At 69.2% G+C, this 19,934-nt stretch carries 16 protein-coding genes; 5 read left to right on the forward strand and 11 right to left on the reverse strand.

Translation table 11 applies throughout. From position 1 onward, the window contains the following. Positions 1-4: 4 nt before the first annotated feature. The 3 genes from uvrC to uvrB form a co-directional block, all read right to left on the reverse strand. On the reverse strand, positions 5-1,912 hold the full coding sequence (uvrC, locus tag AB0O93_RS06480) for an excinuclease ABC subunit UvrC (protein ID WP_363341624.1): 1,908 nt from the start codon (positions 1,910-1,912) through the stop codon (positions 5-7). Position 1,913: 1 nt separating this feature from the next. Then, complete coding sequence (gene uvrA, locus AB0O93_RS06485; RefSeq protein ID WP_363341625.1) at positions 1,914-4,814, reverse strand: excinuclease ABC subunit UvrA; 2,901 nt, start codon at positions 4,812-4,814, stop codon at positions 1,914-1,916. 70 nt (positions 4,815-4,884) lie between these two features. Continuing rightward, a complete protein-coding gene (uvrB, locus tag AB0O93_RS06490) occupies positions 4,885-6,966 on the reverse strand; it encodes an excinuclease ABC subunit UvrB (protein ID WP_363341627.1) in 2,082 nt (693 codons plus the stop codon). A 96-nt stretch (positions 6,967-7,062) separates the two neighbouring features. On the opposite strand from uvrB, the gene AB0O93_RS06495 reads away from it, so the two are divergent. After that, complete coding sequence (locus tag AB0O93_RS06495; protein ID WP_363341629.1) at positions 7,063-7,692, forward strand: DUF4126 domain-containing protein; 630 nt, start codon at positions 7,063-7,065, stop codon at positions 7,690-7,692. Here AB0O93_RS06495 and coaE read toward each other — a convergent pair. Then, positions 7,635-8,252: a dephospho-CoA kinase gene (coaE, locus tag AB0O93_RS06500; protein ID WP_363341631.1), complete on the reverse strand. Its 618-nt coding sequence runs from the start codon at positions 8,250-8,252 to the stop codon at positions 7,635-7,637. The genes AB0O93_RS06495 and coaE overlap by 58 nt on opposite strands. Positions 8,253-8,362: 110 nt before the next feature. Between coaE and AB0O93_RS06505 the strand changes: the two genes are divergently transcribed. Beyond that, positions 8,363-9,103 carry a response regulator transcription factor gene (locus AB0O93_RS06505; protein ID WP_363341633.1) on the forward strand — a complete coding sequence of 247 codons (741 nt, stop codon included), beginning with the start codon at positions 8,363-8,365 and terminating at the stop codon, positions 9,101-9,103. Here AB0O93_RS06505 and AB0O93_RS06510 read toward each other — a convergent pair. The 5 genes from AB0O93_RS06510 to rpsA form a co-directional block, all read right to left on the reverse strand. Then, positions 9,094-10,275: a hypothetical protein gene (locus AB0O93_RS06510; RefSeq protein ID WP_363341635.1), complete on the reverse strand. Its 1,182-nt coding sequence runs from the start codon at positions 10,273-10,275 to the stop codon at positions 9,094-9,096. The genes AB0O93_RS06505 and AB0O93_RS06510 overlap by 10 nt on opposite strands. Continuing rightward, the gene (locus AB0O93_RS06515; RefSeq protein WP_363341637.1) at positions 10,272-11,858 is read right to left on the reverse strand and encodes an ATP-binding protein; all 1,587 of its coding nucleotides are present in this window, start codon (positions 11,856-11,858) and stop codon (positions 10,272-10,274) included. The genes AB0O93_RS06510 and AB0O93_RS06515 overlap by 4 nt, the downstream gene beginning before the upstream one ends. A gap of 145 nt (positions 11,859-12,003) precedes the next feature. Beyond that, positions 12,004-12,738 carry an aminoglycoside 3'-phosphotransferase gene (locus AB0O93_RS06520; RefSeq protein WP_363341639.1) on the reverse strand — a complete coding sequence of 245 codons (735 nt, stop codon included), beginning with the start codon at positions 12,736-12,738 and terminating at the stop codon, positions 12,004-12,006. Beyond that, a complete protein-coding gene (locus AB0O93_RS06525) occupies positions 12,735-14,327 on the reverse strand; it encodes an MFS transporter (protein ID WP_363341641.1) in 1,593 nt (530 codons plus the stop codon). The genes AB0O93_RS06520 and AB0O93_RS06525 overlap by 4 nt, the downstream gene beginning before the upstream one ends. 115 nt (positions 14,328-14,442) lie before the next feature. Beyond that, a complete protein-coding gene (gene rpsA / locus AB0O93_RS06530; RefSeq protein ID WP_354000475.1) occupies positions 14,443-15,897 on the reverse strand; it encodes a 30S ribosomal protein S1 in 1,455 nt (484 codons plus the stop codon). Between the two features lie 353 nt (positions 15,898-16,250). Here rpsA and AB0O93_RS06535 point away from each other — a divergent pair, with 353 nt between their 5' ends. Both AB0O93_RS06535 and AB0O93_RS06540 read left to right on the forward strand, forming a co-directional pair. Next, a complete protein-coding gene (locus AB0O93_RS06535) occupies positions 16,251-17,861 on the forward strand; it encodes a sodium-dependent transporter (protein WP_363341643.1) in 1,611 nt (536 codons plus the stop codon). Then, entirely contained in the window at positions 17,858-18,025 is a 168-nt protein-coding gene (locus AB0O93_RS06540; RefSeq protein ID WP_363341645.1) for a methionine/alanine import family NSS transporter small subunit, read from the forward strand. Before AB0O93_RS06535 ends, AB0O93_RS06540 begins: the two co-directional genes overlap by 4 nt. A gap of 18 nt (positions 18,026-18,043) precedes the next feature. Here the strand turns inward: AB0O93_RS06540 and AB0O93_RS06545 are convergent, their stop codons facing one another. Both AB0O93_RS06545 and AB0O93_RS06550 read right to left on the reverse strand, forming a co-directional pair. Further along, the gene (locus tag AB0O93_RS06545; RefSeq protein WP_363341647.1) at positions 18,044-18,823 is read right to left on the reverse strand and encodes an isocitrate lyase/phosphoenolpyruvate mutase family protein; all 780 of its coding nucleotides are present in this window, start codon (positions 18,821-18,823) and stop codon (positions 18,044-18,046) included. An 84-nt stretch (positions 18,824-18,907) separates the two neighbouring features. Next, positions 18,908-19,285 carry a hypothetical protein gene (locus AB0O93_RS06550; RefSeq protein ID WP_363341649.1) on the reverse strand — a complete coding sequence of 126 codons (378 nt, stop codon included), beginning with the start codon at positions 19,283-19,285 and terminating at the stop codon, positions 18,908-18,910. A gap of 103 nt (positions 19,286-19,388) precedes the next feature. On the opposite strand from AB0O93_RS06550, the gene AB0O93_RS06555 reads away from it, so the two are divergent. Then, positions 19,389-19,904, forward strand: coding sequence for a hypothetical protein (locus AB0O93_RS06555; RefSeq protein WP_363341651.1), 516 nt, complete (start codon positions 19,389-19,391; stop codon positions 19,902-19,904). The last annotated feature ends 30 nt before the right edge of the window (positions 19,905-19,934 follow it).

Here is a 19,934-nt window from a genome sequence, read left to right on the forward strand (position 1 = left end):
CAGCCTATCCGCCGGAAAGATGCGTGCGAATCGATGCCGCGAGCTTCGGGCCGATGCCGGGGAGCTCCGCGATCTGCTCCTCGGTCGCCTCGCGCAGCGCCGTGACCGACCCGAAGTGTCGGAGCAGGGCGCGGATCCGCGCGTCACCGAGTCCGGGAACCTCGGCCAGCACCGATTGGATGTCTCGTCGGCGACGCTTGCGCTGGTGGGTGATGGCGAATCGATGCGCTTCGTCGCGCAGACGCTGCAGGAGGTACAGCGCTTCCGAGGTGCGAGGGAGGATGACCGGATACTCCTCCCCCGGCAGCCACACTTCCTCGAGTCGCTTGGCGATCCCGCACAGCGCGATCTCCTCGCGACCGGCGTCGCGGAGCGCGCGCTCGGCTGCCTGCACCTGAGGTTGCCCGCCGTCGACGACCAGGAGCTGGGGCCGGTAGGCGAACCGCGGGCGCTTGGGTGCGGTCCCGTCTGCCGCGACCTCGGTGTCCGGCTCGGGTCGATCGAGATGGGCCAGTCGGCGCGTGAGCACCTGGTGGATGGAGTCGGTGTCGTCCGTGGTCTCCGCCACCGAGAACGACCGGTACTGGTCTTTGCGGGGAAGCCCGTCCTCGAAGACGACCATGGAGGCGACGACGTTGGTGCCGCTCAGGTGGGAGACGTCGAAGCACTCGATGCGCAGCGGCGCCTCCTCGAGGCCGAGCGCCTCCTGCAGGTCTGTCAGCGCTCGCGTGCGGGCGACGTAGTCGCTCGTTCGGCGGGTCTTGTGGACCATCAGCGCCTGCTGCGCGTTCAGAGTCGCCGTCTTCATGAGGTCGGCCTTGCCGCCGCGCTGGGCCACCTGGATCGACACGTTCTTCCCGCGACGCTCCCGCAGCCACTCCGTCAGCTCCGCGGCATCCTCCGGCAGCGCCGGGACGAGGACCTGCCGGGGGATGTCGGCGCCCGACGCGTTGCCGTACGTGCGCTGGATGACCTGGTCGACGAGATCCGCGCCGCTGATGTCCAGTTCCTTCTCGATGGTGCTCGCGCGCACACCGCGCACGCGCCCGCCGCGGATGACGAAATGCTGGACGGCCGCGGCGAGCTCGTCCTCGGCGATGCCGAAAAGATCGGCATCCGTGTCCTCCGCGAGGACCAGGGCACTCTTGTTGAGCACGGCGTCGATCGCCTGCAGCCGGTCGCGGTAGACAGCCGCCGCCTCGTAGTCCATCGCCGCCGCGGCCGCGCGCATACGGGCGGTCAGGTCTTTGGTGAACCGCTGGTCTCCCCCGGCCATGAACGCCACGAAGTCCTCGACGATCGCCCGATGCTCCTCGATGGTCACGCGCCCCGAGCACGGCCCGCCGCAGCGGCCGATCTGGCCCGGAAAGCAGGGGCGCCCCGACTGCATGGCCTTCTTGTACGACGCGTCGCTGCAGGTGCGGATCGGGAACACCTTGATCATCAGGTCGATCGTCTCGTGCACCGCCCACACCTTCGGGTAGGGCCCGAAGTACTTCGCGCCGCGGATCTTGCGGTTGCGGGTCACGAGCACCCGCGGTGCCTCGTCGGCGAGGGTCACGGCCATGAAGGGGTAGGACTTGTCATCGCGGTAGCGGACGTTGAAGGGCGGGTCGAACTCCTTGATCCACTGGTACTCCAGCTGCAGCGAGTCGACGTCCGTGGGCACGACCGTCCACTCGACGGATGCCGCCGAGAGCACCATCCGGCGCGTGCGTTCGTGCAGGGTGTGCAGCGGCGCGAAGTAGTTCGACAGCCGCGCCCGCAGGTTCTTCGCCTTTCCCACGTACAGCACGCGCCCGTCGGCGTCGCGGAAGCGGTACACGCCCGGGTTGGTCGGGATTTCACCCGGACGCGGCTTGTACGACACGGTCGGTGCCGCACGACCGCGCCCGGTTTCGGCGCGCGCCACGTCAGCCCGCCTTACGGACCGCCGCGCCGCCCGGAAGGACCTCGGCCAGGAACTGGCCGGTGTGGCTCTCAGCGACGCGCGCGACCTGCTCGGGGGTTCCCGTGGCGATGATCTGTCCGCCGCCGGAGCCGCCTTCGGGGCCCATGTCGATGATCCAGTCCGCGGACTTGATCACGTCGAGATTGTGCTCGATGACGATGACGGTGTTGCCCTTGTCGACCAGCCCGCCGAGCACCTCCAGGAGGCGTCGGACATCTTCGAAGTGCAGGCCCGTGGTGGGCTCGTCGAGCACGTAGATCGAGCGACCGTTGGATCGTCGCTGCAGCTCCGTGGCGAGCTTGACGCGCTGCGCCTCGCCGCCCGACAGCGTCGTGGCCGACTGACCGAGCCGGACGTATCCGAGGCCGACGTCGACGAGCGTCTTGAGATAACGGTGGATGGCCTGGATCGGCTCGAAGAACTCTGCCGCCTCGGAGATCGGCATCTCCAGGACCTCGGCGATGTTCTTCCCCTTGTAGTGCACGCTCAGGGTGTCGCGGTTGTACCGCTTGCCGTGGCAGACCTCGCAGTCGACGTAGACGTCCGGAAGGAAGTTCATCTCGATCTTGATCGTGCCGTCACCCGAGCACGCCTCGCACCGCCCGCCCTTGACGTTGAAGCTGAAGCGCCCGGGCTGGTAGCCCCGCGCCTTGGCCTCGAGCGTCTCGCTGAAGAGGGTACGGATCCGGTCGAACACCCCCGTGTAGGTCGCGGGGTTCGACCTCGGCGTGCGTCCGATCGGCGCCTGGTCGACGTGCACGACCTTGTCGAGGTTGTCGAGTCCGGTCACCCGCGTATGGCGCCCCGGGACCGTCCGGGCTCCATTGAGCCGTGCGGCGAGCACCTGGTAGAGGACGTCGTTGACGAGGGAGGACTTCCCCGAGCCGCTCACCCCGGTCACCGCGGTGAGGACGCCCAGGGGGAACTCCGCCGTCACGTTGCGCAGGTTGTTCTCGCGGGCACCGACCACCGATATCTGACGCTTCTTGTCGATGCGTCGTCGCTTCGCCGGCGTGGGGATGGCACGACGCCCGGCGAGGTAATCGCCCGTGATCGAGGACCGGTCCTCGAGCATCTGCGCGAGGGGGCCCGAGTGGACCACCTCTCCTCCGTCGACGCCGGCACGTGGGCCGATGTCGACGACCCAGTCGGCGGCATGGATCGTCTCCTCGTCGTGCTCGACGACGATCAGGGTGTTGCCGAGATCGCGCAGCGTGATGAGCGTGTCGATGAGTCGGCGGTTGTCGCGTTGATGGAGACCGATGCTCGGTTCGTCCAGGACGTACAGGACGCCGGTCAGCCCCGAGCCGATCTGGGTGGCCAGACGGATGCGCTGCGCTTCGCCGCCGGACAGGGAACCGGCCGAACGGCTGAGATTCAGGTAGGTCAGGCCGACCTGGATGAGGAAGTCGAGGCGCAGTCGGATCTCCCGCAAGACCTGCGCGGCGATCTTCGCCTCGCGATCGGTCAGTTCCAGCTCGGCGAAGAAGGCGTGCGCGTCGGCAAGACTCAGACGCGAGGCGTCGGCGATGGAGTGTCCGTGGACCTGGACGGCGAGCACCTCGGGCTTCAGACGGGCGCCGTCGCAGACCGGGCAGGGGACCTCGCGGAGGAAGTCCGCCCACCGCTGCCGCTGGGTGTCGGACTCGGCCTGCAGGTACTGGCGTTCGATGTACGGCACGACGCCCTCGAAGCCCGACGAATAGCGCATCTCGCGGCCGTAGCGGTTCTTCCACTTGACCGTGACCTTGTAATTCTCACCGCGGAGGACGGCTTCCCGCACCTGCTGCGGCAGCTTCCGCCACGGCGTGTCGAGCGAGAACCCGAGGTCGGCGGCGAGTCCTTCGAGGAGACGCTCGTAGTACTGGAAGAGGCCCTTGCCCTGCGTCGTCCAGGGGATGATGACCCCCTCGCGAATGGACAGTTCCTCGTCGCCGAGCATGAGATCCACATCCACCGACATCCGCGTCCCGAGCCCGGAACACGCGGGACACGCACCGAAGGGTGCGTTGAAGGAGAAGGTGCGGGGCTCGATTTCGGTCAACTGCAGCGGGTGGCCGTTGGGGCAGGCCAGCTTCTCGGAGAACGACTGCCACGCGTCGTCACCCTCCTCGTCGACGAAGTTGACCTGCATGACGCCACCCGCGAGTCCCAGCGCCGTCTCGACCGAGTCGGTGATCCGCGTCAGGATGTCGGGACCGGCGACCAGACGGTCGACGACCACGGCGATGTCGTGCTTGTAGCTCTTCTTGAGTGTGGGGGGCTCGGCCAGTTGGATCAGGTCTCCGTCCACGACGGCACGGGCGTACCCCTTCGCCGAGAGCTCCTTGAAGAGGTCGACGAACTCGCCCTTCTTCTGAGTGACGACCGGGGCGACGATCTGATAGCGGGTGCGATCGGGAAGCTCCATGAGCTGGTCGGCGATCTGCTGCACCGTCTGGCGCTGGATCGGCGCACCGCAATCCGGGCAGTGGGGCACGCCGATGCGGGCCCACAGCAGTCGCATGTAGTCGTGGATCTCGGTGATGGTGCCGACCGTCGATCGCGGATTGCGGTTCGTCGACTTCTGATCGATCGACACGGCGGGGCTGAGACCCTCGATGAAGTCGACGTCCGGACGGTCGACCTGCCCGAGGAACTGGCGCGCGTAGGCGCTCAGCGACTCGACGTATCGGCGCTGCCCCTCGGCGAAGATCGTGTCGAAGGCCAGACTCGATTTCCCCGAACCGGAAAGCCCCGTGAACACCACGAGCGAGTCCCTCGGGATCTCGAGGTCGACGTCCTTCAGATTGTGGACGCGGGCTCCCCGGACGGACAGAGTTCCGCTCGAGTGGGCATGGGAGGAGACGGGGACGATGGGCACCCGTCAAGTGTAGGCGGGGCCTCCGACACCGGCTCCGGGGTGGCTCCGCTCTCCGCGAAGCGCTACGCGCTCAGGCGTGACCGGCCCGTTCCATCGCCCGCAGTTCCTTCTTCAGGTCCTGCACCTCGTCCCGCAGACGCGCGGCCAGTTCGAACTTGAGCTCGGATGCCGCCGCGAGCATCTGGTCGGACAGATCCGCGATCGTCGCCTCGAGCTGCGTCGCCCCCTCCGCCGCGATGCCCTCACGGCGCAGACGCGGGGTCGGGCTCTTCCCCTTCCCGTTCTTGGACGCCGCGGCCTCCTTCCGGCCGAGGAGTGCCTTGGTGTCCTCCCCCTCCCGGATGAGGGCATCGGTGATGTCGGCGATCTTCTTGCGCAGGGGGGTCGGATCGATGCCGTGCTCGAGGTTGTAGGCCATCTGCTTCTCGCGGCGGCGTTCGGTCTCGTCGATGGCGTTGCGCATCGAGTCGGTCATCTTGTCGGCGTACATGTGCACCTCGCCCGAGACGTTCCGCGCCGCGCGACCGATCGTCTGGATGAGCGAGGTGCCGCTGCGGAGGAACCCCTCCTTGTCGGCGTCGAGGATCGACACCAGCGACACCTCGGGGAGGTCCAGGCCCTCGCGCAGGAGGTTGATGCCCACGAGGACGTCGTACACGCCGGCGCGGAGCTCGCTCAGCAGCTCGACGCGACGCAGGGTGTCGACGTCCGAGTGCAGGTAGCGCACGCGCACCCCGTGCTCGGCGAGGAAGTCGGTCAGCTCTTCGGACATCTTCTTCGTGAGCGTGGTGACGAGGACCCGCTCGTCGCGCTCGACGCGCAGGCGGATCTCCTCCAGCAGATCGTCGATCTGACCCTTGGAGGGCTTGACGATGATCTGCGGGTCCACGAGACCGGTGGGGCGGATGATCTGCTCCACGACGCCGTCGGCGATCCCCATCTCGTACCGCCCGGGCGTCGCCGACAGATAGACGGTCTGACCGATGCGGTTCTTGAACTCGTCCCACCGCAGCGGGCGGTTGTCCATCGCCGAGGGCAGGCGGAAGCCGTGCTCGACGAGCGTGCGCTTGCGCGACGCGTCGCCCTCGTACATCGCGCCGATCTGGGGCACGGTCACGTGGGACTCGTCGATGACGAGCAGGAAGTCGTCGGGGAAGAAGTCCAGCAACGTGTGCGGCGGATCGCCGGCTGCGCGCCCGTCGAGGTGGCGCGAGTAGTTCTCGATGCCGGAGCAGAACCCGAGCTGCTGCAGCATCTCCAGATCGAAGGTGGTGCGCATGCGCAGCCGCTGCGCCTCCAGCAGCTTGTTCTGCTTCTCCAGCTCGCCCAGCCGATCGGCGAGTTCGGTCTCGATCGTTCCGATCGCGCGCTGGACCGTGTCGGTTCCGGCGACGTAGTGGGAGGCGGGGAAGATCGGCACCGCATCCATCTTCTGAACGACATCGCCGGTGAGCGGGTGCAGCATGTACAGCGCTTCGATCTCATCGCCGAACATCTCGATGCGGATGGCGTACTCCTCGTACACCGGGATGATCTCGATCGTGTCGCCTCGGACGCGGAAGTTGCCGCGCGAGAAGTCGACGTCGTTGCGGTTGTACTGCATGGAGATGAACTTGCGGATCAGCGCGTCGCGGTCGTAGGCCTCGCCGACCTGGAGCGCGACCATGGCGCGCAGGTACTCCTCCGGAGCACCCAGGCCGTAGATGCACGACACGGTGCTCACCACGACCACGTCCCGCCGGCTCAGCAGGGAGTTCGTCGTGGAGTGGCGAAGGCGCTCCACCTCGGCGTTGATGGAGGAGTCCTTCTCGATGAAGGTGTCCGTCTGGGGGACGTAGGCCTCAGGCTGGTAGTAGTCGTAGTAGCTGACGAAGTACTCCACCGCGTTGTTCGGCATGAGGTCGCGGAACTCGTTGGCCAGCTGAGCGGCGAGCGTCTTGTTGTGCGCCAGAACGAGCGTCGGACGCTGGACAGCCTCGACGAGCCAGGCGGTGGTCGCCGACTTGCCCGTGCCTGTCGCACCCAGCAGGACGACGTCGGTCTCCCCCGCGTTGATGCGCGCGGCGAGCTCGGCGATCGCATGGGGCTGATCGCCGGACGGAGAGTACTCGCTGATGACCTCGAAGGGCCGGACGGATCGCGTGGTCTGCACGTCTCCAGCGTAGGCGCGGCCTCCGACACACCGCCGGGCGTTCGCGGGAGGCGGACGTGCGAGGTCGCGCCGGCGCAGGTTCCGTAGGCTGGCGAGGTGCTGGAGTTCATGGTCGGATCGAGCCTCGCCGCCGCGGCGGGGCTGAACGCGTGGATGCCGCTGCTCGTCCTCGGACTGGCGGACCGCTTCCTGCCTGCGGTCCAGCTCCCCGCCGCGTGGTCCTGGCTCTCCTCCGACGTCGCGCTCTGGATCGTCGGGATCCTCCTCCTCCTGGAGATCGTGGCCGACAAGATCCCCGCGGTGGACTCGATCAACGACGTCGTGCAGACCCTCATCCGGCCCGCGGCGGGCGGGATCGTCTTCGGCGCCGGAGCCGGCGCCGAGTCGCTCGCGGTCGAGGACCCGGCCGCGCTCGTGGCGGACGGCGGCTGGATCCCCCTCGCCCTGGGCATCGCCATCGCCCTGGGCGTCCACGCCCTCAAGGCCCTCTCGCGCCCGGTCGCCAACGCCGCGACCGCGGGGATCGCCGCACCGCTCGTGTCCTCGGTCGAGGATGCCTCGGCTCTCACCCTGTCCGTGCTCGCCCTGCTCGCGCCGCTCCTCGGGTTCGTCCTGCTCGTGGTCGGTCTCGTGGCCGCGGTGTGGGGGGTTCGGCGAGCCCGACGTCGTCAGCGTCGGCGGGCGGCGATGAGCGACGGAAGGCCGTCCCACACCGCGTCCACCTGACGCAGGGTGTGAGAGAGGTCGCCACCGGTGTCGATGACGACGTCGGCGAGAGCACGGCGGGCCGCGTCGTCGACCTGCGCCGCGACGCGGGCCGCGGCATCCGTCTCGTCCATGCCGCGGAGCTCGACCATGCGTCGGATGCGGAGGTCCGCCGGTGCGTCGGCGACGAGGACGAGATCCCAGGGATCGTCCGATCGGGCTTCTGCCAGCAGCGGGACGTCGTAGACGACCACCCGGTCGGGATCCGCCGCGAGCGCGGCACGGAAGCGGCGCGCGGACTCCTCGCGCACCGCCGGGTGGACGATCGCGTTGAGATGCGCGCGGGCGTCGTCGTCGGCGAAGACCAGGGCACCGAGCGCGGCACGATCGAGGGTGCCGTCGGGGGCGATCACGCCGTCGCCGAAGGCGGCGGCGATGCGATCCAGCACGGGTGAGCCCGGCGCCTGCACGTCGCGGACGATCCCGTCGGCGTCGACGATCTCCGCTCCGTGCTCCGCCAGCCGGGCGGCGATCGTGGACTTGCCGGAGGCGATCCCCCCGGTGAGCGCGACAAGAGGCATGGATCGAGCATGTCACGTCCGCCCTGTGCACCGCGGACGGGAGATGATCTGGGATATCCTGACCGTCGTTCGGGCGCCGGACCTCTCACGCGGCGCCGAGGGAGTGTGCTGTGGACCCGTCACGTGTCGCCGTCGTCGTCGAAGATGAGGACGATATCCGAGCTCTGCTCTCGACCATCCTCGCCCAGGCCGGATTCGATGTGTTCGAAGCCGCGACCGGCGCGGAGGGGATCGAGCTCGTCCGTCAGCACGACCCCCTCGTCACCACGCTCGACGTGAACATGCCCGGCATGGACGGGTTCGAGACGACGAAGCGGATCCGCAGCTTCAGCGCGACCTACATCGTCATGCTCAGCGCACGGACCGAGGAGATCGACGCCCTCCAGGGACTGGAGGCGGGAGCGGACGACTACATCGCGAAGCCGTTCCGCCCGCGGGAGCTGCGGGCGCGGATCGACGCCATGCTCCGACGCCCCCGCCACCGTGCCGACGGTGCCGGCGCCGACGCGGACGGCGGCGAGGAGTGGCGCGAGCATCGCGGACTCCGCCTGCACTCCGCGATGCGTGTCGCCACCGTCGACGAACGCGACCTCGAGCTCACGCGCAGCGAGTTCGACATCCTCGCCGATCTCCTGGCATCCGGACGCCGCGTACGCGCGAAGTCGGATCTCGCGTTGATGCTCCGGGGCGAAGAGCCCGGCGGCGGCGAGTTCGTCAGCGAGAGCGACGCGCGCGCGATCGAGGTCCACGTCGCCAATCTCCGGCGGAAGCTCGGCGAGTCCCCGACGCATCCGCGGTGGATCGAAACCGTTCGGGGCGTGGGATACCGCCTGACGGCCGATCAGGCCTGAGTCGCCTCCCGCGACTCGACGCTCACGACCGCCGCGTCCACCCGCGTCGCAGCGGTGAGCGCCGCGTCGCGTGCGGCGACGATCAGCGCGTGGGGATCGTGGCCGACGATCGTGCTGTCGGCCACTCCCACTCCGACCACCGGGATGATGCCGTGCGTCGCCGCACCGAGTCGGTCGAAGACCCCCCTGTACACGGCCGTCGCCGCGCTTCGGGCGCCGCGGGCGTCGTCCACGACGCATCCCACCAGGAGCCCGGCGCGGGAGTCCTCCCCGAGGATCGCGCCGGCCGGAGCGGATGCCGCGACACCGCGTCGCCAGTCGTCGACCACGAGCCCCGTGACGTCGCCGCCGAACGCCGTCGTCATCTGCGCGAGATCGTCGATGCGCACCGCGACGAGGGCGACTGTCGCGCCCTGCTGCCGAGCCCGCACGCAGAGCGCGCTCCACATACCGGCGAACACCCCCTCGGCGACGATGCCGTCACGCGCGATGTCCGACAGCGTCGCTCCCGTCGGATCGAACAGCGGCACCCTCGTCGCCCGCAGGACCGACAGGATCACCACGGCCACGACGGTGAGGATCACCGTACCGAAGCTGAGCGCGATCGAGCCGAACGCGTACCGGAACAGGGCGCTCTCGGGCCCCGCGAGGAGGAAGACCACCGTCCGCCCGACGTAGAAGCCGCACTGCAGCCCGAACACGACGGCCAGAACCCACGCCGACCGCGTCCCTCCGAGCATCCCCCGCAGGCACTCGACGGCTGCCGCCGACGACAACACCGTGAGCGCGACGAACATCCACACCGCTCCCGCCCAGTCCCCCGCGGGGAGCCCGTCGACCACGACGGCGACAGCCGCACCGCCCGCACCTACGGCGACGAGGAGACCGTCGCGCCGGATCCGGCGGCCGTTGAACCGGCGGCAGCCGAGCCACATGCACCCGGTCGCGGTCACGAAGGTCGCGTTCCCCGCGGCGAGGGCCCACAGATCGACCCCCGAACGCGCCCAGAGCACGTAGGCCAACGTCGTGAGCATCGCCGCGAGGAATCCCAGCGCCCACACCCGGCCCGCCCCGTCGTCGCGCCGGAGCAGGGTCTCGACGATGAAGACGATGCCGCTGACGTTGACGACGACGCTGGAGACGACGAGGACGCTGAGGAGATCGAGGGTCATGACAGCCTCTCCGAAGGTTCGGACGCGGGCACCTTGACGACGAACGTGGAACCGACGCCGATCGTGCTCTCCACGGTGATCTCGCCGCCCAGCTGGCGCACGATGTCGCGGCTGATGGCGAGTCCGAGACCCGTCCCCGCCGTCTGCGAGCCGGCGCGGTAGTAGCGCTGGAACAGGCGCGCGCACTCGCCCTCGGACATGCCCGGCCCCGTGTCGCGCACCACGATGCGGGTCCACACCGTGTCGGCGTCGGTCGCCAGGTGCACGTGCCCGCCCTCCCTGTTGTAGATCACCGCGTTCGCGACCAGGTTGTCCACCACCTGACGCAGCCGATCGGGATCGGCCCATCCCCATGCGGGACGCACCTCGTCGAGATGGACGGCGACAGCGCGTGCGTCAGCGCGCGGGCGAAGCGCCTGCGCGGAGGCCGCGACGACGTCCTGCACCGCCACCATCCGCGGCTCCACCGAGGTGGCCCCCGGCGCCGCGCTGCTGGACGCGGAGAGGATGTCGCCGACGATGAGCAGCAGGCGCTCCGCGTTGCGCTCGGCCACCTGCAGGTCGCGCCGCACATCTCCCGGTGTCTCGGGGGCGTCGAGGGCGAGATCGAGGTAGCCCATGATCGACGTCAGCGGTGTACGGAGCTCGTGCGACACCGACGCGACCAGCTCGTCGCGCGCGCGGAGGGCCAGCAGCTCCGTGGTCACGTCCCGCGACACCACCACGGCGCCGGCATCCGCGCCCGTATCGTCGATGAGACGACGCGCCGTGATGCTGAGCGCGCGACGCGTCGCGGGGTCACCGCCGAACCACACCACGGCATCGTCGAAGCCCTCGCCGCGCAGCGCCCGTTCGAGGGGACGCTCGTCCTCGGGCAGAGGGGTGACGCCGTCGTCGCGGAACGCCGGCGCCGTACCCTCGCCGCCGACGGCGCGCTGCAGACGCGCATGCGCGTCGTTGGTCACGGCGACGCGTCCGTCGCGGTCGACGCGGATCACGCCGAAGTCGACCGCATCCAGGACCTCGGTGACCGTCTGCTCCTGCAGGCGAGTGGTCTCCAGGAGGCGGCGCAGGAGGTCGGACTGCGTCACGAGCAGGTTGCGCTGCGCCGTGCTCCTGCGGGCGGCCACATGACTGCCCACCGCAACGGCCACGAGGACCACGGGGACGAGGATCGTCATTGCGGCGAGCGGGTCCCCCGTCGAGACGAAGACGAGGAGGTTGACGACGATCATCGCGCCGACCACCCCCCACAATCCGACGAGGCCGAAGGAGGCGGCGAGCCACGTCGCAGGGAAGACCCACAGGAGTCCGAGCGTCGTGCCGGGCGCGGCGAACTGCATGAGGGTGATCGCCACGCCGTCGAGCGCGGGAACGACGGCGACCCATCCCTGGTGCAGCCGATTCCACGGAACCAGCAGGGTCGCCCCGGCCACGGCGAAGACCAGGACGACCCCCAGGAAGAACAGCGCGGTGTCGCCGGCGAACGATCCGATGACGGCGAGTCCCGCGACGATGAAGACGACCGCGGTGAGCAGGATCTGGTTGAGCAGGACGGCGCGGTCGCGCGCGAGATCGCTCACGTCGGACGCGCCTCGTGCGGAGCGCGCGCCGCGGGGCCGGCCGAGGTGGGGAGTCGCCGGCCCGGTCGGACGCCGGGTCATACCAGGACGTTAACGGATGCCGGGCCGTGCGCGTGGTCGGATGACGTCGCGACACGCCTCCCGCTCATGTCGCGTTCCAGAGGTCGCGGTAGAACGCGAGCCGGACGGTGTCCGGTGCGACCCCGTAGGCGGCGAAGAACTCGGAGTCCCAGCCGGGTCCGTAGTTCCATTCCAGGCTCATGCTCGCGACTGCGATATCGGCCCATCGGTCGGCGACGCCCAGTGCGCCGACGTCGACGTGACCCGCCCAGCGGCCGTCGCGGTCGATCAGGGTGTTGGGGGCGCACGCGTCGCCGTGGCAGACCACGAGGCGGTCGACCTGCGGCGCATCGTGCAGCGCCGGAGGTACGACGATGCCCCGCTCCCGCGCCGCGGCGATGCGGCCGGCGACATCCCATGTGAAAGGGCAGTCCGACGTCGGCAGCCGGTCGTGCCACGCCCGGAGCCCTTCGCCGATCGCCCGGACCGCCTGTCGCGGTGCGCGCATACCGCGTGGCGAGACGGCGCCCTCGCCCGCCATCCCGAGGGTGACCAGCCACTCCTCGTCGCCTTCGGCGCCCCACTCGCGGACGCGGGGCACGGCGGTGTACGAAGCGGCCCAGAGCAGGCGCTCGACCTCCGCCGCGACCGGGGTCTCGCCATAGCGGGGCTGCAGCTTCACGAAGACGGTCTCGTCCTCCCGCACCCCGCGGAAGGTGACGCCGCCGGCGTCGTTCACCCAGACGGCCGTCAGGTCGGCGCCGGGGGCGAGCGCCCGCACCCGGTCGGGGATCCGCACCGGGTGCGCCGGGATGCTCATCGCCCGGCATCCGCCTTCTCGTACGAGGCCACGAGCTCCAGCTCGCGATCCTTGCGCGGGAGGAAGATGCCGACGACCACCGCGCCGATCGCGATCGCGATCGCCCCGACGGCGTATGCCGCAATCGCTCCGTCCACCAGACTCTGCTGCGCGGCCTGCACGATCTCATCCTTGTACTGGGGATACTGCTCGGCCACGTGCATCGCGGAGGCATAGGACGCCTGGAGGGCGGCGACGACCTGTGCGCTGATCGAGTCGGCTTCATCGGAGCCGGCGATGAGGGTGCCGAAGGAGCGGGCGAATCCGGCGGCGAGGATGGCCCCGAGGACGCCCTGCATGATCGACCCACCCAGGTCGCGCTGCAGATCGGCGGTGGCGGATGCCATCCCGACGCGTCGCACCGGGGTCGACTCCGTGATCGCCCGCGAGGCGGGGGTCATCGCGAAGCCGGCCCCGATGCCGATGACCAGATACGCCACGCTCACCCACCAGAACGGGGTGTCGGCGTTCCAGAAGAGCATCGTGACGAACCCCAGGAGGACGAATCCGTAGCCGAGCAGCATCGTGAAGCGTGAGCCGCGCGCGAGCACGAGACGAGCCGAATGCGGTGCCACGATCAGAAGCCCGACGCCCGCCGGGATGATCGACAACGACGCGTCCAAGGTGGAGTACCCGAGGATGTTCTGCTGGAACTGCTGCCCCACGAACATCGCGCCCATGAGAGAACCGAAGACGATGAGACCCCCGGTCGCCGGCGCCCAGAACATGCGACGACGCGCGACGCGCAGGTCGTAGAGGGGAGAGCGCGCGCGGCGTTGGCGCCACCCGAACAGGACGAGGAGCACCGCTCCGCTGACCAGGAGCACCAGCCCGAACAGGGCCGTGGTGGGGACGAAGACCGTGGACAGTCCGAGCACGAGGCTCGCCACCATGAAGACCGACAGCACTCCGCCGAGGTGGTCCACCCGATCGGAGTTCTCCGCCACGTGGGAGGGGACGAACAGCACCACCAGGATCAGCGCGGCCACGGCGAACGGCACCGCGAGGAAGAAGGCGGCCCCCCACCAGAGCCACAGGAGCAGGATGCCGGCGAGCACCGAGCCGATGACCGTCGCCGTCGCCGAGACCGCCGACCACAGCGCGATCGCGAGCGTCCGCTGCCGTCCCGGCGCCCACAGCGCGGTGATGAGCGACAGGGTCACGGGATACGCCATCCCCGCGGCGATCCCGGTGCAGATCCGAGCGATGACGAGCATCTCGACGGAGGCGGCGAACGCGGCGAAGAAGCTCACCACGATCGTCAGCGCCAGACCGAGGACGAGCAGCTGCTTGCGGCCGTACCGGTCGGCCACCGCGCCGAGGTAGAGCACGGACATCGCGAGCCCCAGGGAGCAGCCGACCGCGACGAGGTTGAGGGCCGTCTGCCCTGCACCGAACGCGTCGCCGATGTCCGGGAGGGCGATGTTGGCCGCGGCGAGGTTGATGTTGCACACCAGCGCTCCCAGGATGAGCGCGGTCAGCACGAGCTTCGGGCGGGCCGGAGCCGCCTCAGCCGCGGTGGGCACGGAGGATGCGTCGGCGCCGGTCACCTGCTCACTCTAGCGACGCCCGGTACCCGGCATCCGTAGGACGAAACGGCGAAGGGCCGGAACCTTTCGGTTCCGGCCCTTCGCGCGGATGCCGATGATGTCATCGGCGCGGGTCTCAGCGACCCGAGAGCTTCTCGCGCAGGGCGGCGAGCGCCTCGTCGTCGGCGAGGGTACCGACCGAGCTGCTGTCGGAGGCGAACGACGAGCCGCCGACGCCAGCGGTCGCGACGGCCTCGGCCTCGGCCTCGAGGGCCTTGGCGACGGCAGCCTTGTGGGCCTCCCAGCGCGCGTGGGCCGCAGCGTACTCCTGCTCCCACTTCTCGCGCTGCTCGTCGAATCCTTCGAGCCAGGCGTTGGTCTCGGGGTCGAAGCCCTCGGGGTACTTGTACTCGCCGTTCTCGTCGTACTCCGTGACCATGCCGTACAGGGCCGGGTCGAACTCGGTGCCGTTGGGGTCGACCGACTCGTTGGCCTGCTTGAGCGACAGCGAGATGCGGCGACGCTCGAGGTCGATGTCGATGATCTTGACGAAGACCTCTTCACCGACCGAGACGACCTGCTCGGCGAGCTCGACGTGCTTGCCGGAGAGCTCCGAGATGTGGACGAGGCCCTCGATGCCGTCGGCGACGCGGACGAACGCACCGAACGGAACGAGCTTGGTGACCTTGCCCGGCGCGACCTGACCGATCGCGTGGGTACGGGCGAACACCTGCCACGGGTCTTCCTGAGTGGCCTTCAGCGAGAGCGACACGCGCTCGCGGTCCAGGTCCACCTCGAGGATCTCGACGGTGACCTCCTGGCCGACCTCGACGACCTCGGACGCGTGCTCGATGTGCTTCCACGAGAGCTCCGAGACGTGGACGAGACCGTCGACGCCGCCGAGGTCGACGAACGCACCGAAGTTGACGATCGAGGAGACCGTGCCCTTGCGGACCTGACCCTTGTGGAGGTTGTTGAGGAACGTGGTGCGCGACTCGGACTGCGTCTGCTCGAGCAGGGCGCGGCGCGAGAGCACGACGTTGTTGCGGTTCTTGTCGAGCTCGAGGATCTTCGCCTCGATCTCCTGGCCGAGGTACGGCGTGAGGTCGCGGACGCGACGGAGCTCGATCAGCGAGGCGGGCAGGAAGCCGCGCAGGCCGATGTCGACGATGAGGCCACCCTTGACGACCTCGATGACCTGGCCGGTGACGACACCGTCGGTCTCCTTGATCTTCTCCACGTCGCCCCACGCGCGCTCGTACTGCGCACGCTTCTTCGACAGGATGAGGCGGCCTTCCTTGTCCTCCTTCTGGAGGACCAGCGCCTCGACCTCGTCGCCGACCTTGACGACCTCGTTGGGGTCGACGTCGTGCTTGATGGAGAGCTCGCGCGAGGGGATGACACCCTCGGTCTTGTATCCGACGTCGAGGAGGACCTCGTCGCGGTCGATCTTCACCACGGTGCCCTCGATGAGGTCGCCGTCGTTGAAGAACTTCAGGGTCTTCTCGACCGCGGCCAGGAAGTCTTCGGCAGATCCGATGTCGTTGATCGCGACCTGCTTGATGGCCGGGGCGGTCGTTGCGGTAGTCATGTAGTGGGTTGTCCTTGGAGGGTTGGGGTGTCGGGGCCCGACGGTGTGGGTCTCTCCGGATGCCGGAGGCAGGCGGATGCCCTCGCCGAGGCCGGGTGGATGGGGTCGTACACGTCATTCTCTCGTCCGGAGACGGCGGGCACGCCGAAGCGTGTCCTGAGAATGACACTTCAGGCTATCAGAGAGCCCGGTCCGTGCGCGATGCGGCGCCCTCCGTCCGTTTCGGAGCAGGAGATCGTGCCGGAACAGCCGATCCAGCCGACACCGTCCTGTTTCCGCCGGATCTCCTGTGCCCGACACCGTCGCCCTGATAGCGTGCGACGCAGCCGAGCGACCAGCGAAGGACGGTACTCATGAGTTCAGCAGCCCGTGGAACCTCCGCCCCCGACGCCGTGGAACGGCCCCGGGAGGAATGGACCGGCCAGCTCGGATTCATCCTCGCCGCGATCGGCTCCGCCGTCGGCCTCGGCAACATCTGGCGCTTCCCCGGTGTGGCGTACGAGAACGGCGGTGGGGCGTTCCTCATCCCGTATCTCGTCGCGCTGATCACGGCGGGCATCCCGATCCTCTTCCTCGACTATGCGATCGGCCACCGCTTCCGCGGCGCGGCACCGACGGCGTTCCGCCGGCTGGGAGGTCCGCGCCACGGCCGCTGGCTCGAGGGGCTCGGGTGGTTCCAGGTCACGATCGCGTTCGTGATCGGCCTGTACTACACGGCGGTCATCGCGTGGGCGGCGAGCTTCTTCATCTTCTCCTTCGACCTCCGCTGGGGCGATGACACGCAGGCCTTCCTGCTCAACGAGTACCTCCAGGTGGGCGAGCCCGGCTTCAGCCTGGAGTTCGTCCCCGGCGTGCTGATCCCGCTCGCGATCGTCTGGATCGCGGTGATCGCCGTCCTCGCCGCGGGGGTGGCCAAGGGCATCCAGCGGGCGAACCTCATCTTCCTGCCGCTGCTGGTGGCTGCCTTCCTCATCCTGGTGGTGCGTGCCCTCTTCCTCGACGGCGCCGCCGACGGCCTCAACGCGCTGTTCACGCCCGACTGGGCGGCGCTGGCGAACCCCGATGTGTGGATCGCCGCCTACAGCCAGATCTTCTTCTCGCTCTCGATCGCCTTCGGCATCATGATCACGTACGCGTCCTACCGCCGCCGCCGCGCGAACCTCACCGCGCCGGGTCTCGTCGTGGCCTTCTCGAACTCTTCGTTCGAGATCCTCGCGGGCATCGGCGTCTTCGCCACACTCGGGTTCCTCGCGTTCGAGCAGAACGTCTCGGTCGCAGACCTCGAGGGCCTCACCGGAGTCGGGCTGTCCTTCATCACCTTCCCGGCGATCGTTTCGCAGATGCCGGGAGGCCCGATCTTCGGGGCGCTGTTCTTCGGCTCACTGGTGATGGCCGGGTTCACGTCGCTGCTGTCGGTCCTGCAGGTCGTGTCGGCGGCCATCCAGGAGAAGACGGGGCTGTCGCCGCGGCGTGCCGCGGTCGCGCTCGGCGTGGTCTCGGCGATCCTCTCGATCCTGCTGTTCTCCACCACGACCGGCCTCATCGCGTTGGACACCACCGACCACTGGGCCAACAACATCGGCATCGTCGCGTCGGCGATCGCGACGTCCGTGCTCGCGATCTGGGTGCTGCGCAAGGGCGGCGAGCTGCGGTTCCACCTCAACGCCGTCTCGACGTTCCGCGTCGGCAAGGTCTGGGTGTTCCTCGTCGGCGGACTCGCGCCCGTCGTCCTCACCTACATGCTGGTGACGCGGATCATCGCGCTCCTCATCGACGGCTACGAGGGATACCCCGGCGAATACCTCGCCGTGGTCGGGTGGGGCACGGTGCTCCTCCTCGTCGTCGCCGCCGTCGTCCTGCCGCTCGTGCCGTGGAAGAGGCGACCCGATGACTTCACCGCCTGGCCTCCGGTCGACGAAGCCTCCGCGACGACCCTCCTCGCCCGCCGAAAGGACGCACGATGACCCCCATCGCCATCACCTTCCTCGTCCTCGCCATCGTCGTCGTCTGGGGCGGACTCACCGCGAGCGTCATCTTCCTCTCGCGGCAACCGGAGCGGGCCGAGTTCCCCGCCGGGGGCACCGACGACCACCGCGAGGATGCCGGGCCCGTCGAGCGCGACACGTGACCCGGGCCGCACCGCGCGTCAGTTGAGTGCGCGCGTGCTCTCGGGGACGACTCCGTCGGCGTAGAGGTCGGAAGCGACATCCTGCAGCGCCGTCAGCGCGACACGCTGCGTCATCGGGCCGTAGGAGATGCGCGCCACCCCGAGGGCCTCATACTCCCCCGCCGTCAGCGCCCCCGGCAGTCCGATCACGCTGATCTTGCGCTCGCCGATGCCGTCGACGAGCGCGCGGGTGACATCCGCCGACAGGACACCGGGCACGAACACCAGGTCGGCTCCCGCGTCCAGGTAGGCGCGACCGCGCGTCACGGCGTCGTCGATGGACTCGCGCACCGGTCGGTCGCCGCCCCGCACGAACGCGTCGGTACGCGCGTTGAGCACGAAGGGTACGCCCTCCGCCGCACCGGCTGCGATCACCGCTTCGACCGCGCGCACGGAGTCCGCCAGCGGCCGAAGGCGGTCCTCCATGTTGGCGCCGACCACGCCGACACCGATCGCGCGCCGCACCGTCTCGCCGGGGTCGCCGAAGCCCGCATCGAGGTCCGCGCTGACGGGCAGGGCCCCCGCGGTCTCGACGATGCGCGCGACCATGTCGAGCATGAGGTCGCGGGGGATGTTCTCACCGTCGGGGTATCCGAACGTCGCCGCGATCGAGTGACCCGCGGTCGCGATCGCCCGCGTCTCCGGCAGGGCCGCCACGGTCGCCGCGGAGACGGCGTCCCAGACGTTCACCACGCGGAGGATCTCGGGGGCGTGGTGCAGATCGGCGAGCGTGCGGGCTTTGTCCTGTGAAGTGGTCATTCCCTCACGCTAACGACCGCCCCGGTCGGGGACCGGGGCTTGCGCCCGACGCCTCTCAGGGCGAGGATTCGACCTCGCGGGAGGTCAGCCCGTGACGTCCACGGTGAAGGTCACCGGCTGAATGCCGCCGTCGGAGTTCTCCAGCACCACCGTGGTCGAGCCTTCGGCGAGCGCGGTGACGCCGGGGTTGAACACCGTGCCGCCCTCTTCGCGACCGGCCGTGAACTCCGCCACCGCGGTGTCGGACACCTCGCCGCTGTAGCTGTCGACCGCGAGGTCGCCGGTGTTGATGTTGAGCACCTGACCGACGACCAGATCGACCGTCTGCCCCTGGAGGTCTCCGACATCGAGGGTGACCGGCGCGATCACCGGCGTGGGAGCGGGTTCCTGCTGCGCGCAGGCCGCGAGGGAGAACAGGCCGACCGCCACGACCGAAGCCGTCAGGACTCTCGAGATTCGCATGCGCTCAGCATGGCATCGCGCAAGGCGGCGAGCGAAGCGACGCGCGGCATCCACCCTGTGGATAACCGATCCGCCCCGGAGCCGCGGCGGTTACCGTGGTCGCGTGATGACTCGCTGGACCGGCACGCTTCTCCTCGCCCTCGCGACGGGGGCGCTCCTGACCGGCTGCGCGCCCGACGCGTCCGAGCCGACGCCGACACCGTCGTTCTCAAGCGACGAGGATGCCTTCGCCGCCGCCGAGGCGACCTACCGCGCCTACGTCGACGCCCTCAACCAGGTCCGCGCGGATGACGCGGCCTCACCTGCGCCGATCGACTTCCTGTCCGGAGAAGCGCTCGAAACGGAACTGGAGACTGCTCGACAGCTGGACGACTTGGGGCTGACAGTGCGAGGAGAGACCCGGATCGCTGCGGTCAGCCCTGTGGAGCGCACTGGGAACGACACAGTGACTATCGAAGTCTGCCTCGACTCGGCCGACACGATGGTCTACGACACGAACGGTGACGACGTGACGCCCCCCACCCGTGAGACCCGACTCCGACTCACGGTAGATCTCACCAAAATAGGAGACACGCTCGCCATCGTCCGAAGTGATCGCGCGTCGGAGGAGCCGTGCTAGTCGAGGCTTTGGTAGCGATTATGTTTATCT

This window comes from Microbacterium sp. NPDC077184 (assembly GCF_040687055.1).
Classification (GTDB): Bacteria; Actinomycetota; Actinomycetes; order Actinomycetales; family Microbacteriaceae; genus Microbacterium.

What these genes read in the sequence shown, in the direction of transcription:
- coaE (WP_363341631.1), bottom strand. Translation starts at nt 8,252, where the DNA reads ATGCCTCTTGTCGCGCTCACCGGGGGGATCGCCTCCGGCAAGTCCACG.
- AB0O93_RS06510 (WP_363341635.1), bottom strand. Translation starts at nt 10,275, where the DNA reads ATGACCCTCGATCTCCTCAGCGTCCTCGTCGTCTCCAGCGTCGTCGTC.
- AB0O93_RS06520 (WP_363341639.1), bottom strand. Translation starts at nt 12,738, where the DNA reads ATGAGCATCCCGGCGCACCCGGTGCGGATCCCCGACCGGGTGCGGGCG.
- rpsA (WP_354000475.1), bottom strand. Translation starts at nt 15,897, where the DNA reads ATGACTACCGCAACGACCGCCCCGGCCATCAAGCAGGTCGCGATCAAC.
- AB0O93_RS06535 (WP_363341643.1), top strand. Translation starts at nt 16,251, where the DNA reads ATGAGTTCAGCAGCCCGTGGAACCTCCGCCCCCGACGCCGTGGAACGG.
- AB0O93_RS06540 (WP_363341645.1), top strand. Translation starts at nt 17,858, where the DNA reads ATGACCCCCATCGCCATCACCTTCCTCGTCCTCGCCATCGTCGTCGTC.
- AB0O93_RS06545 (WP_363341647.1), bottom strand. Translation starts at nt 18,823, where the DNA reads ATGACCACTTCACAGGACAAAGCCCGCACGCTCGCCGATCTGCACCAC.
- AB0O93_RS06550 (WP_363341649.1), bottom strand. Translation starts at nt 19,285, where the DNA reads ATGCGAATCTCGAGAGTCCTGACGGCTTCGGTCGTGGCGGTCGGCCTG.